This window comes from Dinghuibacter silviterrae (assembly GCF_004366355.1).
Taxonomy (GTDB): Bacteria; Bacteroidota; Bacteroidia; order Chitinophagales; family Chitinophagaceae; genus Dinghuibacter; species Dinghuibacter silviterrae.
Map to the genome: position 1 here is coordinate 662384 of NZ_SODV01000001.1, position 14401 is coordinate 676784.

Annotated in this window: 15 protein-coding genes; 7 read left to right on the forward strand and 8 right to left on the reverse strand. The window is 56.3% G+C overall.

Going from position 1 to position 14401, the window contains the following annotated elements:
- Positions 1 to 35: 35 nt before the first annotated feature.
- Complete coding sequence (locus tag EDB95_RS02910; protein ID WP_133990405.1) at positions 36 to 632, forward strand: hydrolase; 597 nt, start codon at positions 36 to 38, stop codon at positions 630 to 632.
- Between the two features lie 43 nt (positions 633 to 675).
- Here EDB95_RS02910 and EDB95_RS02915 read toward each other — a convergent pair whose 3' ends face one another.
- From EDB95_RS02915 to EDB95_RS02935, 5 genes are all read right to left on the reverse strand, one after another.
- Positions 676 to 1254 carry an AAA family ATPase gene (locus tag EDB95_RS02915; protein WP_133990407.1) on the reverse strand — a complete coding sequence of 193 codons (579 nt, stop codon included), beginning with the start codon at positions 1252 to 1254 and terminating at the stop codon, positions 676 to 678.
- Entirely contained in the window at positions 1247 to 1867 is a 621-nt protein-coding gene (gene pnuC / locus EDB95_RS02920; RefSeq protein ID WP_133990409.1) for a nicotinamide riboside transporter PnuC, read from the reverse strand. Before pnuC ends, EDB95_RS02915 begins: the two co-directional genes overlap by 8 nt.
- Positions 1867 to 2466: a NifU family protein gene (locus EDB95_RS02925; protein WP_133990411.1), complete on the reverse strand. Its 600-nt coding sequence runs from the start codon at positions 2464 to 2466 to the stop codon at positions 1867 to 1869. The genes pnuC and EDB95_RS02925 overlap by 1 nt, the downstream gene beginning before the upstream one ends.
- Positions 2467 to 2539: 73 nt before the next feature.
- A complete protein-coding gene (locus EDB95_RS02930) occupies positions 2540 to 3139 on the reverse strand; it encodes a carboxymuconolactone decarboxylase family protein (protein WP_133990413.1) in 600 nt (199 codons plus the stop codon).
- Positions 3140 to 3149: 10 nt separating this feature from the next.
- Entirely contained in the window at positions 3150 to 3719 is a 570-nt protein-coding gene (locus EDB95_RS02935; protein ID WP_133990415.1) for a peroxiredoxin, read from the reverse strand.
- A gap of 248 nt (positions 3720 to 3967) precedes the next feature.
- Here EDB95_RS02935 and EDB95_RS02940 point away from each other — a divergent pair, with 248 nt between their 5' ends.
- Complete coding sequence (locus EDB95_RS02940) at positions 3968 to 4573, forward strand: hypothetical protein (protein WP_133990417.1); 606 nt, start codon at positions 3968 to 3970, stop codon at positions 4571 to 4573.
- Here EDB95_RS02940 and EDB95_RS02945 read toward each other — a convergent pair.
- Together EDB95_RS02945 and EDB95_RS02950 are read right to left on the reverse strand one after the other, a co-directional pair.
- Positions 4568 to 6880 (reverse strand): ATP-dependent helicase, encoded by a 2313-nt coding sequence (locus EDB95_RS02945; protein ID WP_133990419.1) that lies wholly within the window; start codon positions 6878 to 6880, stop codon positions 4568 to 4570. The two genes, EDB95_RS02940 and EDB95_RS02945, sit on opposite strands and share 6 nt — an antisense overlap.
- 23 nt (positions 6881 to 6903) lie before the next feature.
- Positions 6904 to 7551: a GIY-YIG nuclease family protein gene (locus EDB95_RS02950; RefSeq protein WP_133990421.1), complete on the reverse strand. Its 648-nt coding sequence runs from the start codon at positions 7549 to 7551 to the stop codon at positions 6904 to 6906.
- 40 nt (positions 7552 to 7591) lie between these two features.
- Here EDB95_RS02950 and EDB95_RS02955 point away from each other — a divergent pair, with 40 nt between their 5' ends.
- The 5 genes from EDB95_RS02955 (at position 7592) to EDB95_RS02975 (ending at position 11321) form a co-directional block, all read left to right on the forward strand.
- A complete protein-coding gene (locus EDB95_RS02955) occupies positions 7592 to 7963 on the forward strand; it encodes a YccF domain-containing protein (protein ID WP_133990423.1) in 372 nt (123 codons plus the stop codon).
- 134 nt (positions 7964 to 8097) lie between these two features.
- Positions 8098 to 9180, forward strand: a complete 1083-nt coding sequence (recA, locus tag EDB95_RS02960; RefSeq protein WP_449389522.1) for a recombinase RecA — start codon at positions 8098 to 8100, stop codon at positions 9178 to 9180.
- 107 nt (positions 9181 to 9287) lie between these two features.
- Positions 9288 to 10334 carry a Fic family protein gene (locus EDB95_RS02965; protein ID WP_246073472.1) on the forward strand — a complete coding sequence of 349 codons (1047 nt, stop codon included), beginning with the start codon at positions 9288 to 9290 and terminating at the stop codon, positions 10332 to 10334.
- A 37-nt stretch (positions 10335 to 10371) separates the two neighbouring features.
- A complete protein-coding gene (locus EDB95_RS02970) occupies positions 10372 to 10824 on the forward strand; it encodes a methylglyoxal synthase (RefSeq protein WP_133990425.1) in 453 nt (150 codons plus the stop codon).
- Positions 10821 to 11321, forward strand: a complete 501-nt coding sequence (locus EDB95_RS02975; protein WP_133990427.1) for a GNAT family N-acetyltransferase — start codon at positions 10821 to 10823, stop codon at positions 11319 to 11321. Before EDB95_RS02970 ends, EDB95_RS02975 begins: the two co-directional genes overlap by 4 nt.
- A 99-nt stretch (positions 11322 to 11420) precedes the next feature.
- Here the strand turns inward: EDB95_RS02975 and EDB95_RS02980 are convergent, their stop codons facing one another.
- On the reverse strand, positions 11421 to 14396 hold the full coding sequence (locus EDB95_RS02980) for a glycoside hydrolase domain-containing protein (protein WP_133990429.1): 2976 nt from the start codon (positions 14394 to 14396) through the stop codon (positions 11421 to 11423).
- Positions 14397 to 14401 lie beyond the last annotated feature (5 nt).

Genomic DNA, 14401 nt, shown 5'->3' on the forward strand with positions numbered 1-14401 from the left:
GCGGCCGCGGCCGCAAAATGACGTACCTTCCTCCCATGAGCACCCTCGCCTTACACCGCCAGACCTTTGGCGACCCCGCCGACGCCGGTAACATCCTCACCCGGGAAGAAGCCAACGCCCTCCTGAACGAATGGGTCAAAAACGACCGTCTCCGTCTCCACATGCAACAGGTAGGCCACCTCATGGCCGCCTGGGCCCGGGAGCGCGAAAGGTTGGGTCCCGAAGACCAATGGCGTTGGGAAATGGCCGGCCTTCTCCATGACGCCGACTGGGACCAATGGCCCGAAGACCACTGCCGGCGGATCATCGAAGAACTCGAACGCCGTCATGTCGACCCGGAAATCATCCGCGCCATCGCCTCCCACGGTCCCGCCCACTTCGGTGTCGAACCCGTCACCACCATGGACAAAATGCTGTATGCCTTTGACGAGCTCTCCGGCCTGGTCCATGCCTATTCACTCATGCGCCCCGGCGGGTACGACGGCATGGAGCTTAAAGGGGTCCTCAAACGCCTCAAGGAGAAAACCTTTGCCGCCGGCGTCAACCGTGACGACATCACCGATGCCTGCGCACGCGCAGGGATTACCCAAAATGAATTGATAGCATTTATTATCGCGCACCAGGGGCGCTGATGGGACACCCCTTCGCGGAGTGCGCCGCCCGTACCGCCGGCCGCTAGCGCCCGAGCGCATATTTTTCCACCCCCGCTATCGCCCGTTCCAATCGCTCTTCCGGCCCCCCACTAATGTCCACCCAGGGAACCTTTTGGTTGACCATAATATCCTTGTAGATATAGTACAGCTGCTGCCGCGTCTCCAGGTCGGGATACTCGCGCAACTCGTCCCTCACCCAGGGCAGGTCCACGTTGCACAGCAGGTAGAGGTCGTATTTGCGCTGGACGATCTGCTCCAGGACGTAGGGCGGGCATTGGTCAAACACATACTCCCCCCACACCTTCATCACGTACATGTCCGTATCGATAAAAAGCAGCTTTTCCTTCAGGTCACTGGAGAGAAAAGGCGCGAAGTCCGCGTTATTCAGAAGCGACAAAGCGTATTTGTCTTCCCCGTCCAGTTGTCCGCGGGCGATGGTGTCCAGGTCGGCGAGGCTGTAAGGCGTTCCCGGTCCGCGTTTGAGGAGGAATTCGCGCGCGTATTCGGGGACCCAGGCGGTCCGGTAGTGCTGAGCCAGCATTTCACACAAGGTGCTCTTGCCCGTCGACTCCGGGCCTATCGCCACTATCTTTTTAAGCATAAGCCGCTTTCCATTTATTAATCCACTCTACGAGTCCCATGATCGCCAGGACAAGGAACACCAGGAACTGAAAACTGGTGAACACATAGCCCTTGATGAAATACAGGGGGATGCTTGCAATATCGGTGATAATCCACCAAATCCAGTTCTCGATTTTCTTTTGTGTCAACAGCCACATACCGGTGTAGGCGGCCGCGGCCGAAAAACCATCCGCCAGCGGGATGGCCCGGGGTGCAAAATACGTCTTTGCGTAAGAAAGGGAAACGAACAGCACCAGCCAGCAAAAACCAAAAAAGGCCAGCGCCTTTATCCAGTCCCTGCGGTTGGAGCGTGTGATGACAAGGGCGGGACGCCGGTCTGCGCCCTTCCGGGCCCACAGGATCCACCCGTATACGTTCATCACCGTGTAAAAAATGTTGACGCTGGCCTCCCCTAAGAGGTTACCCGCGCAACTGAGGTAGACATAAATGCCCGTATTGAGGATGCCAAAGGGATAGTTGAGGATGTGCTCTTTTTTGCCCAGCCACACACATATTATGCCCGAGAACACACCTATATATTCCAGGAGCGTGGTCCCCCTGAGGCCATCGATAAATGACTGGTAAACGTTCATTATTCGGCTTCCGCAACAACTTCCCGGACTTCGGGGATCATGCGTTTCATCATGCCTTCGATACCCGCCTTGAGCGTGATCATCGAAGAGGGGCAGCCCGAGCAGGAACCCTGGAGCATGAGGTTCACCACGCCGTCCGTGTAGCTACGGAACTGGATGGCGCCCCCGTCCATCTCGACGGCGGGACGTACATAGTTTTCCAGAAGCTCTTTGATGCGTTTGACGACGTCGTCGTCATCGGCGTGCACCGTATTGGTACTTTCGGGTTTTTTCACCGCCAGGATCTCTTCCTCGTTGATCACCGGTTTCCCTTCCTCCAGGTACTCCTTCAGGAACTGGCGGATGGTCGGGATCACGTCCGACCAGTCCGTCTCCGGCGTCTTCGTCAGGGTCACGAAATTACTGGCGATAAAAACGCTTTTTATAAAAGGAAAAGCAAAAATCTCTCCGGCCAGGGGGGAAGGCTTGGCGCTCTCCACGTCGGGGAAGTCCGCGCTCTTGCCCGGGTACAACAGCTTATTGGCCACAAACTTCATGGTCTCCGGGTTCGGAGTCATTTCCGTATAGATGCTGATGACCGGGTTCCCTGTCTTGATCATAACAAACAGTTTAGAAGCGCGAAGTTACAAAAAAAATGGCAGCGCCGGGGCGCCGCCACTTGGGGCCTGATCGTCAGGCCAGTATGGTAATCAATCCCTTAACGACCGCCCCCAGGCGCACCGCCTCGAACACCTTCGATTCGGAGGCGCCGTGCTGGAGCACCGATTGTTCGTGGGAGGTTACACAAAGCTCACACCCGTTCACCGACGACACCACCAGGCTCAGGAGCTCGAAAAACTCCTTGCCCAACACGGGGTTCGCCATGATCGTCATCTTGATCCCAGCCGGCTGGGCGGTATAGACGTCCTTTTTTACAAAGTGCCGGAACCGGTAGAAAATGTTATTGGTGTTCATCAGCGAGGTGCAGGCGGCGACTTCCGCCAGCTCGGCCTCCGTGGCGCCCACCTGCCGGGCCAGCCCCGTCAGGGACTCCTTCAGCAGGTCAAAACGCTCGTTCAGGGCCACCGCAAGGGCCAGCAACAACGCCTCTTTTTTCGACAGGTGCTGGTTGTTGTTCAGGACATTGCTGACATTGATCTTCAGGTCCTTGATGTAGCGGCTTTCCACCTGCAGCAGGGACTGAACCGCAGCCGAAGGAGTGTAGTCCTCCAACTGCAGTTCACCCAGCAGGTTCAGGAATGTTTCATTTTGAATAGCAACGGCCTGGCTCATGAGGGTAGCATTAGTTAAGGGCTAATTGAGTGGTCAGTGTTTCTTCGCCTTTGGACCAGTTACAGGGACAAAGCTCGTCCGTCTGCAATGCGTCCAGCACGCGGATCACTTCCTGTACATTTCGGCCCACGCTCAGGTCATACACGCTGACCCAGCGGACGATCCCCTGAGGATCAACGATAAACGTGGCACGATAGGCTACTTTCTCTTCGGCTTCCAGGATACCCAGCTCTTCCGCCAGGGATTTCGACGTATCCGCCAGCATGGGGAACTTCAGATCCTTCAGGTCGCTGTGGTCCCTTCTCCACGCCGCGTGTACGAACTCGGAGTCGGTGGAGGCACCGATCAGGACGGCGTCACGGTCGGAAAACTCCGAATGCTTTTTGTTGAATTCGGCGATTTCGGTGGGGCAAACGAAAGTAAAATCCTTCGGCCACCAGAAGTACACCGTCCACTTGCCCTTGGAAGAGGCATATTCGTGGGTGAGGTCGATAAACTCTTTACCCTTTTCGATCGAAACGACGGCCTTTTTCTTAAATGCAGGAAACACGCTTCCCACGGACAAAACACGGTTGCTCATAATATAGTATTTAAAGGATTTCCAAGCTAACGGGCAAGACCAATCGTTTTTGATGGTGCAAATATCAGGGATTTCGATATAGATGGTGATAGTAATTGTAGATGTCTTGATAGATTTAATCTATAAATGTTTTTTGTGGGACGCCCTCCCCTTTCTCATCGCATTCCGGGTCCGTGGAACCCGTCTTTTTTAGCCCCGGATCACGCCCAACTGTTATACCTTATGACCGGCGCGCCGATCATTGCAGGATGGGTAACCTGATCCGGATCGACGAAGCGGCGCTCCACGACCAGCAACATTGGTCGCTCGGAGCGACGGATGAATGTTACTACCTCATGGAATATACCGCGCGGGGTCAGGGAAACGGCCTGATCCACAACCTTAAAATGCCCGTAGACAGTCGGAGCCCATGGGAACTATGCTGGAAAGAGGCCGCCATCGAGGAGGCCGCGTGTTTGTTGCGCCCGGCACTTTGCGCGCTCATAGACTTCGGCAATACGACGATCGTTCCCGTCCCGCCTTCCAAGGTCCGCACTAGTCCGCTGTATGATGATCGTATCCTTAGGATATTAAAAAAAGCCTGCCCCCTGGAAGCCGACATACGGGAAATCATCATTGCGAGGAGCGACATGCCTGCATCTCACGAAAACGCCGTCAGGCCTTCCGCGATCCATATCCGGAACAACTATACATTGGATCCTGCCGTGTCATCGGCACTACAGGAGACGGTCGTGATCTTCGACGACATCCTCACGGCCGGCAATCACTTCAGCGCGTGTAAAAGATTTTTGAGGGAACACTGCGGCCCGCGACGATATGTAGGCGTTTTCCTCGCCCGCCGGGTCTTCCTATAATATCCTCAGCTTCGCATAATTCAACATAATCTTCTTCTCCCCATTCAGATCAAACTTGATCGTGGCTATGGGGTTGTGCCCCGACCCCTCCATCTTCGTCACCTCCCCAAACCCGAACTTCTGGTGTTCCACCCGCTGCCCGGGCGCCAGCCCCGACAGGTCGCTGGGTACAAAGTCCTTGCTGGGGGTATGGTCCACCTGGGCCGGTTTGGGTGCGGGGCCCAGGTAAGAGGGCCGCTGGTCCGGTTTTCGGGCGGGCGGGGGTCCGAAAGACGGCTTGCCGTGCATGCGATCGAACGCGCTGGTACCGCCAAAACCGCCCGGGGCACGGCCGCCGGCGTGGCTTTTGTCGAGGTGTAATTCCGGGATCTCGTCGAGGAAACGGCTGGGATCGTTTTGCACCAGTTGTCCGAAGCGGTAGCGGTTATTGGCGTAGGTCAGCCAAAGCCGTTGCTTGGCCCTGGTGACCGCGACATAGAACAGGCGTCTTTCTTCTTCCAGGTCTTCCCGGCTGTTGATGCTCATCCCGCTGGGGAACAAGCCTTCTTCGATACCCGCCACAAATACCACCGGGAACTCCAGGCCCTTGGCTGCGTGGATGGTCATCAGCTTCACGACGTCGGCGTCCTCCTCATCCTTGTCCGCATCGGTGAGCAGGGTGATCTGCTGCAGGTAGGCCCCCAGGCTTTTGTCGCCCACCTCTCCGTCTTCTTCGTTCAGGGGGGTTTCGATCCATTCCTTTATGGAGTTCAGGAGTTCCTGTACGTTTTCATACCGCGCCAGGCCTTCCGTCGTCTTGTCGTTAAAAAGCTCCTTGACGATACCCGTGTGTTTGCCCACCAAGACCGCTACGTCGTAGGCGTTCTTTTTGTCCAGCTCGCTGGCGAACATCTTGATCATGGTCACGAACTGGTCGATAGATTCCAGGGTTCCGCTCTTAAAGCCAAACATGGCCGCGTTTCCTAAGACGTCCCACATCGACAACCCCCCGTCGTTGGCGGCCAGCACGGCTTTTTCCACCGACGTTTTACCGATCCCGCGGATGGGGTAGTTGATGATGCGTTTGAGCGATTCCTCTTCCTTCGGGTTGACGATCACCCGGAGATAGGCGATAAAGTCCTTGACTTCCTTCCGCTGGTAGAAGCTGATGCCTCCATAGATGCGGTAGGCGATGTTCATCCGCCTCAGGCTCTCTTCAAAACTCCGGCTTTGGGCGTTCGTCCGGTAAAGGATCGCGAAATCCCGGTTGTTGTAATGGTTCCGGAGCTTTTGTTCCTGGATGGTGTCGGCCACGTATTTCCCTTCGTCGTTGTCGGTCATGGTCCGCACCAGGCGGATCTTTTCCCCGGGGTGGTTGTCGGTCCAAAGCGCCTTGGGGATCTGGCCCTTGTTGTTTTTGATCACCTCGTTGGCCACCGCGATGATGCTTTGGGTACTGCGGTAGTTTTGTTCCAGCTTGACCACCTTGACGTCGTCATAGTCCTTTTGGAACTGGAGGATGTTTTCGATGGTCGCGCCCCGGAAGGAATAAATGCTCTGGGCGTCGTCCCCCACCACGCAGATGTTTTCGTGCACCGCCGCCAGCAGCTTGACGATCTGGTACTGGGCCGCGTTGGTATCCTGGTACTCATCGATCAGGATGTACTGGAATTTGTGCTGGTATTTGTGCAGTACCTCCGGAAAAGTACTGAGCAGGATGTACATGTTGAACAACAGGTCGTCGAAGTCCATGGCGCCGTTCTTGCGGCAACGGGCCCAATACGCCTGGTAAATCTTTCCGATCGCCGGGCGCCCGGACTGCATGTCTTCCTGCTGAAGATGATAATCGTTCGCGTATTCATCTGGCCCTACCAATGCGTTCTTCGCCGAGGAAATCCGGTTGAGGACCAGGTTGGGTTTGTAATGCTTGTCGTCCAGGTTCAGTTCCTGGACAACCGTCTTGACCACACTCCGCGCGTCGTCCGTGTCGTAAATCGTAAAGCTGCGGGGGTATCCCAGGCGGTCGGCTTCCGCCCTTAGGATGCGCGCGAAAACCGAGTGAAAAGTGCCTATATATAAATTACGCGCCTCCGTATTTCCCAGCGTCCTTTCGATCCGCTCCTTCATTTCTGCCGCAGCCTTGTTGGTAAAAGTCAGCGCCAGGATGCGGAAGGCATCTATATGGTGCGCCGCCATCAAATGGGCGATCCTGGTCGTCAGCACCTTCGTCTTCCCACTCCCGGCGCCCGCCACGATCATGATGGGACCGTCCTTGTGCAATACTGCTTCCCGTTGTTGCTCGTTCAATCCTTCCAGGTAATGCTGCATGGCGCAAAAATACCGATCCTCGGTCAATATAGTTGGTTGCGGAGAATTCTTTTGACCATCGAGAGCGTGGAGCGGCTCACCTGGCCCCGGTATTTGTCCAGGATATGTTGTTCGGTCAGCCCGGCGCTCAGGTCCTTGACCACGGGGAGCAGACTGCCGAGGAATTCCGAATTGGGCGTCCGGTATCGAAGCAGCCTGCGGACGGTGTCGATGACGGACTTACTCACCGTGCCTTCATACAGCTCGAAAATCTCCTCCGTGCCCAGACCCAGCCGGACGTCTTCGGCCACCCGTGAATAGTCCGACAGATACTTTTCGTGTGCTTCGATGACCTGGAGCAGGGGTTCGTCGGAAAAGCGGATGACGGTCGCTTGTTTTCGTGTGACGCGCTCAAACCGGGCCAGCGAATAGTTCATGGCGATGTTATCGCAGATCTGGAGGTCCCCGGCGTTTAGCTCGAACCACTCCCCCTTGACGCGTTTGTGCTGAAAGACAATATGAAGGCTTCCCTCCAGGCTGCCGATGTTTACGTCCTCGTACTGGCGGATCACCCGGAAAAGGATCGGCAGGTGCGTATGGTAAACGGCCAGCCGCTTTTGAAGGTCGGTGGTCTTGCCGATCTTATAAAGATTCCTGCCCGTTTTAAGAATGTATACGCATCCTTCGCTCATCCGTACAAAATAACGATTTCTGTCCGATATTTAGCCTGCCATGAATCTACTCGGAAACCTTATATGGATCCTCTGCGGAGGCTTTTTCGCTTCCCTGGGCTACCTCTTCGGCGGCTTTTTGCTGTGTTGCACCATCATCGGCATCCCTTTTGGGGTACAATGCTTTAAGCTCGCCTACATCGTCCTCTGGCCCTTTGGCAAACAAGTCGTTAGCAGGCCATCCGCGACCGGCTGCCTATCCCCGCTTTTCAACCTCGTCTGGCTGCTGTGTGGGGGTCTGTATACCGCGCTGATGCACCTCGTCTTTGGTTGCCTCCTGGCCATCACGATTATAGGCCTTCCCTTCGCAGCCCAGCACTTCAAACTGATCCCGCTGGCCCTAATGCCGTTTGGAAAGGATGTGGTCGGGTAAAATGCGGATAACCTGTCCCCCTCCAAACACGGATTTTAAAAGAAAAAAGCGACCTTTTCTTGCGGAACTAAAAATATTAGTTTTACATTTGCTAAATAAATTAGTTTGTATTTACCCCCAAAAACTTATTAACCATGGCAGCGCATTCCGATAAGTCCGATAAGACGAACGGTCAAGACAAATCGACCAATAATATGAGTGAAAAGCTCAAGGCCTTAAAGCTGACGATTGACAAGATCGACAAGGATTTTGGAAAAGGCAGCGTCATGATGATGAACGAACGTGCCGACAAGACCCTGGAGGTCGTTTCGACCGGTTCCCTTGGGCTGGACGTGGCCTTGGGCGTGGGGGGCTTCCCCCGGGGTCGTATTGTGGAGATCTATGGTCCCGAATCTTCCGGTAAGACCACCATCGCCATCCATGCGATCGCCGAGGCACAAAAGAAAGGGGGTATCTGCGCCATCATCGACGCGGAACATGCGTTTGACAGCTCCTATGCCAAAAGGCTGGGCGTCGACATCGACAACCTGCTGATCTCCCAACCCGACTATGGTGAGCAGGCCCTGGAAATCGCCGACCGGCTGATCCTCTCGGGGGCCGTGGACGTCGTCGTCATCGACTCCGTGGCAGCCCTGGTGCCCAAAGGGGAACTGGAAGGCGAAATGGGGGATAGCAAGATGGGGCTCCAGGCCCGGCTCATGTCCCAGGCGCTGCGCAAACTCACAGCCACCATCAACAAGACCAACACTATTTGTATTTTCATCAACCAGCTCCGTGAAAAAATCGGGGTCATGTTCGGAAACCCCGAAACGACCACCGGTGGGAACGCCCTTAAGTTCTATGCATCGGTCCGCCTGGACATCCGCCGCTCCGCCCAAATCAAGGACGGGGACGAGGCCGTGGGTAACCGCGTCAAGGTAAAGGTCGTCAAGAACAAGGTCGCGCCGCCCTTCCGCAGCGCGGAGTTCGACATCATTTTCGGAGAGGGCATTTCCAAAGTCGGCGAGATCGTCGACATGGGCGTGGAACTCGGCGTCATACAAAAAAGCGGCAGCTGGTTCAGCTACGACACCAACAAACTCGGCCAGGGCCGCGACGCCGTCAAACAACTCCTCACGGACAACCCGGAACTTGCCGCTGAACTGGAAACCAAGATCCGCGCCAAGCTCACCGAAGGGCAACAACCGCCCGCGGTCCCTGCGCCCGCTCTGAATTAAGAAGCTGTTTTTGGATTAGTAAGTAATGAACCGGCCCGCCTTTCCAGGCGGGCTTCGTTTTGCCAAAACCTTGAAACCCACTACCTTCGCCGTAAGATTGCGGCAAAATGGCCATATATATCTACCAAAGACGCGACTGGCCTCTGTTTACCTGGAACCAAACAAGTTTATCAAGGCTCTCTGCAAAAGTGCGTCACAATCAAGGTCGTCTTCTCGGGAGGATGGAGCAGCTCAACCCCACCCTTCAAATGGAAGCGACGCTTCGGATGCTCACCCTGGACATCGTGCGCTCTGCCGAAATCGAAGGAGAGTTCGTGGATGCGGCTGAAGTCCGTACCGCCCTCGCACAACGCCTCGGTCACCAACACGGCACCGTTGCAAAAAACCTGGAAGGACGGATCGGGTTGCTCCTCGATGCGACCCAACGCTATGCCGCCCCCATGACGGAACAGCGCATGTTTGGCTGGCATGCGTCCCTTTTCCCACACCGAAAAGCCGGCTGGAGGATAAACCCGGTCACTTCCCCACACCAGGTCGTACGTTACCAGGCGCCCCACTCCTACGTTGTCCCCGGTGAAATGGCCGCCTTTTTGGAATGGTTCAACACGACGGGAAACCTGGATCCCTTTATGGCTGCCGCTGTAGCCCACCTCTGGTTCCTGACCATCCAGCCCTTCGAAGACGGCAACGGCCGGATCGCCCGAACCATCAGTGCCCTGCAGCTCGCGAGGGCAGACGACACCCCCTATCGTTATTACAGCCTGTCCGCCCAGCTTTGCAAAGAACGCGCCGCCTATTACGACATCCTCGAAAAGACGCAAGGCGGCTCCCTGGACATCACCGCCTGGCTGGAATGGTTCCTCCAGTGTCTTGACCGCGCCCTGCTCGACACCAATACCCAACTGTCCGGTCTTCTCGCCAAGTCCAGGTTCTGGGAAAAAAACACCGGCGCCTCCCTGAACGATCGCCAGCGGACCATGCTCAACCGTCTGCTCGACGGCATCGAGGTCAAGCTGACGTCCTCCGCCTGGGCAAGGCTGACCGCCTCGTCCCCTGACACCGCCATCCGGGACATCAACGACCTCCTCAAACAGGGAATCCTCGTCAAGGATCCCGCCGGCGGGCGCAGCACCAGCTACCGGCTGTTGAACTAATCTTATTTCCCTATCTTTCCCCAAACAAATACTGTCCATGAACCAAATCCGTGTCATCGGAAACCGCAAACGCATCGCCCTGGTGGCACACGACAACAAGAAAAAGGACCTGATCGACTGGGCCCTGTTCAACCAGGCCGCCCTCTCCCGGCACGAACTTTTTGCCACCGGCACCACCGGCAAGCTGCTCGAAGAGCGCCTGGACAGACCCATCCGTAAGCTGCTCTCCGGCCCCCTGGGCGGCGACCAACAGATCGGCGCCATGATCGCCGACGGCGAGATCGACCTCCTGATCTTTTTCTGGGACCCCATGGAAACCCAGGCCCACGACAGCGACGTAAAAGCACTGTTACGCATAGGCTGCGCCTGGAACATCCCCATGGCCACCGACCGCGCCACGGCCGACTTCATCATGACGTCCCCCCTGATGAACCAGGACTACGAGCTGATCATCCCCGACTATACAGCCTATTTACAACGGCGAATATGATTACCCTACGACCATGGCAATGGCGGGATGTTCCCCAGCTCATACACATCTGCAACAACATCCACATCTGGAACAACCTTCGCGACCAGATGCCCAAGCCCTACCGCCAGAAAGACGCCGAGGAATGGGTCCGCTTCAACCTCCAGCAACAGCCCCAACGCAACTTCTGCATCGATGAGAACGGCGTCATGATCGGCGGCATCGGCATGGTCCCCCAACACGACATCTACAAACGCAACATCGAAATCGGCTACTACTTAGGCGAAGAACACTGGGGCAGGGGCCACGGCACCGAAGCCGTCCGCCAGATGGTCCGCTACATCTTCGACACCACCGACTGCTACCGCATCTACGCCGAGGTCTTCGCGCACAACCTCGCCTCCATGGCCGTCCTCCGCAAAAACGGCTTCCACCGGGAAGCCGTCCTTCATAAAGCCATTTTCAAAAACGACCTGCTTATCGATGCGCACCTTTGGGTGCGGTTCCGCGAGGAATGACCGCGGTGCTCCCTAAAAACACAGCGACCCCCCGAAGGAGGCCGCCGCGAACAACTATACTAGAAAAACAACTTCTAGGACCGCAAGGTATGAAAAAAGCTATTGCGATGCCTGTTGTATGATCAATAACCACCCCTTTCCCGGGGCAACCGGGATGGGTTTACCCGCCGGAAAAACCTTCCCCGGCTGAAACCCCCGGATCTCCGGGGCCAGGATCTCCGCCGTTGAAGGATCGATACCCAGCGCCTTCCAGTCGATGGTCAGCTGCGTCTGCACATCCCCCGGCGCCCAGCTTGCCAGCGCCACCAGGGCTTTGCCCTTGCGTTTATACACCGTCGCGAGTACCTGCGGCTGGTCCGTCGTCACCGGGCAGTGCCCACTCCAATAGCCCAGCATCTCCGATCCCTTCATGCCAAAGGCATCCCATAAAGCCCACAGCGGGCGCGGGTCGTTGACATCCGTCCAACCCAACCGGTTGGTCATCCCGTAGATCATCCCCCGCCACGGGTTTCCGCCGCCCTGCAGCATTTCCCCCATCAGCCCGAACGGTATCCCACTCACCTCCGTCAGGAAAAAGTCGGGTGTATTTTTTTCGTAGTCGAAATACTCCCCAAACCAAAGCCGGTTCAGGTAAGGAAAGTGCTCCATATACAGGTTGGCGCTGTTGTTCCACCCGTCACTGGCGTCATACTGATTGGCCGAGTGCAGGTCGATGATCCCCGGATGCCCGTCCTGTGTCAGCACCCGTTTGATCCGTTTCATCGTCACCCGGTCAAACGCCACGTCGTCTAAGTAAATCCCATCAATACCCACATTCTGCACCAGCCAGTTCATCCCCTCCACGTAATAATTGTGCCAGCGGTTCATCCCGCTGTTGATGATCGCCGCGTCCTTGATCTCCGGGACAAACCACGCCGGGATATAGTCATCCCCCACGTGCTCCTGCAACCACGCAAAACCGCCTCCCTTCCCCGACGAATACACTTCATGCCCCAGGCTCCGCAACACCGGCAGCTCGTAGGCATGATCCGACAACTCCCTGATGGTATTATAGATTTTGACCTTGATCCCCTTGCTGTGCGCCGTATCGATATACCCCTTCATTCTCGCCCACTCGATAAAGGGATAATTGATCCACGGATTGATCGGCGTCGCGTGATGAATGTTCACCACCGTAGCCCCCAACGACTGGATCGTGTCCAGGTTGTTGTACTTATGGTAAAACCGGTTCGCCCACTGAAAGTCCGTATTCAGCGCATGGAAGGGTGTAATCAGGAGGTTGAAATTGTAATACAGCGTATCCCCCTTATGCATCGTCCGGGCGCCCGTATAAGCATTGACCAGAATCGCCTTCCCTTTTTGCCCAATCTCTATCCCGCCCTTTCCTTCATTCCCCCACGAATCCGGTAGAACCAGCGGTTTCAGCAAATAAAAATTCGTGTTCAGCGGACGGACATAGTGCTGATCCCTCAACGAAAACTGCACCCCCTCATTGACGTTGCCGATCCACGCCCCGTCCTGGTTCTTATGTGCCACGTCCCACTTCCAGGAAAGGCTGTCCGGCCGGTACCCACCTTTCCGGTTCAACCCGATCAGGTACTTCGCCGCGTCGGGTTCCAGCGGCATGTGCCAGCGCGTATTGCGCAGGTCCAGGTCCTCCAGCGCCACCAACCGCACCGTGTACGACAGGAACCCGTCAAACTCCAGGCTGCCGTGTACGTCCATTTGCAGGGCCTCCGAGGTGCTGCTTGCTTCCCAGGTGACCGTTCCGTCGGTCTTGTCGATAAAGCGCAGGCCTGAAGACACCAGGGCCACGCGTGCTGCAGCCCCCCCTGGCGCCGGGTCAATGTGAAAATGTATCGGCTCCGTCAGTAGCGGGTGCGCCTCCGTGCCGATCGACGTCATCTCCGGCGTGAAATACGTCCGGATCTGCGCCGGCAGCCCATCCCGCCCGATGGATATGTCTCTGCCTAAAAGGTTAATCACAGTATCCGTTACCTGCAGCGGTGTATATGGTGCAATCACCGTGTTCTCCTGTGCCAAAGTGGAATTGAGCCACGGCAGCCGCGTCATCTTATACGGTTCGTTCACCCCTGCGGCTACCGCGTCCCGGTGACCTACGGTAATCTGCAAAGGAACTTCTACCGCCGGCAAACTGTCCGCCTTCACCGTCACTGAGCCCTTATACGTCCCCGGCCGTGCATCGCTGGGGATGGTTACCCAACACCACAACGGTTGAACCGTCCTCTCAGCTACGTCCACCGTCGGTTCAAAGGGCTTCCCGTCATAGGATACTCCTTGCGTATTGATGCAGTTAAAGCGATCCGCCGTAAATCCTTCACCCCAGTCACTAAAAGTCACCTTCACGTTTCTCAAATTCTTCAACGCGTAAACACCCAGTTGGAAGGCGTAGTTCTCATCCTTCTCCGCCGTATCGAAGCCAACCGGCTCCTTCCTTTCTATCCACCGATAGGGTAAATCGTGCTTCATCCGGATCGGATACCTCCGGTCCTCCGGGAACACGACAAAAGCCTCCCCCGCGTGTTTCGCATCCAACGCTTCCGTCTCCTTCCGTGTGGCAATTACCTCCATCGGGTAAAAGCTGTTGAAGGCATTGATATACTGGATACCTTCGGTAGTCGCCTTGATCGCCCCTTCCGGGGCCCGCCACGTCCCTGTGTCCGGTTTCAGATAAACACCCCGGGGGTAGTTGCTTCGTCCTTCATTTTTATACGGCAGGTAGTATACATAGTACCTTCCCTTCCCCGACACCGGGCGGAAATAAATATCTCCATACTCCCGCGTCACTTCCGAGACATGCACGTCCGCCACCCGCTTCCGGGTCTGACCATCTTCCACGATGATCCGCTTCAGCTCCGGGTGTTCGTCCCTCCGCCTCCAGGGAATATGCACAAACGCCGCCGCTCCCCCCGACGGGCAATACACTACTGCCCGGATATCCCCAAGGGTATCCGGGTTCCAGGCATTATGACCGTCACTATAAGAGAGAACCTGCGCATGCAGGGACAAAGCCCCGGCGACCAGGCCGGTGGCAAGCAAAATCGAGCGCAACATAGGTC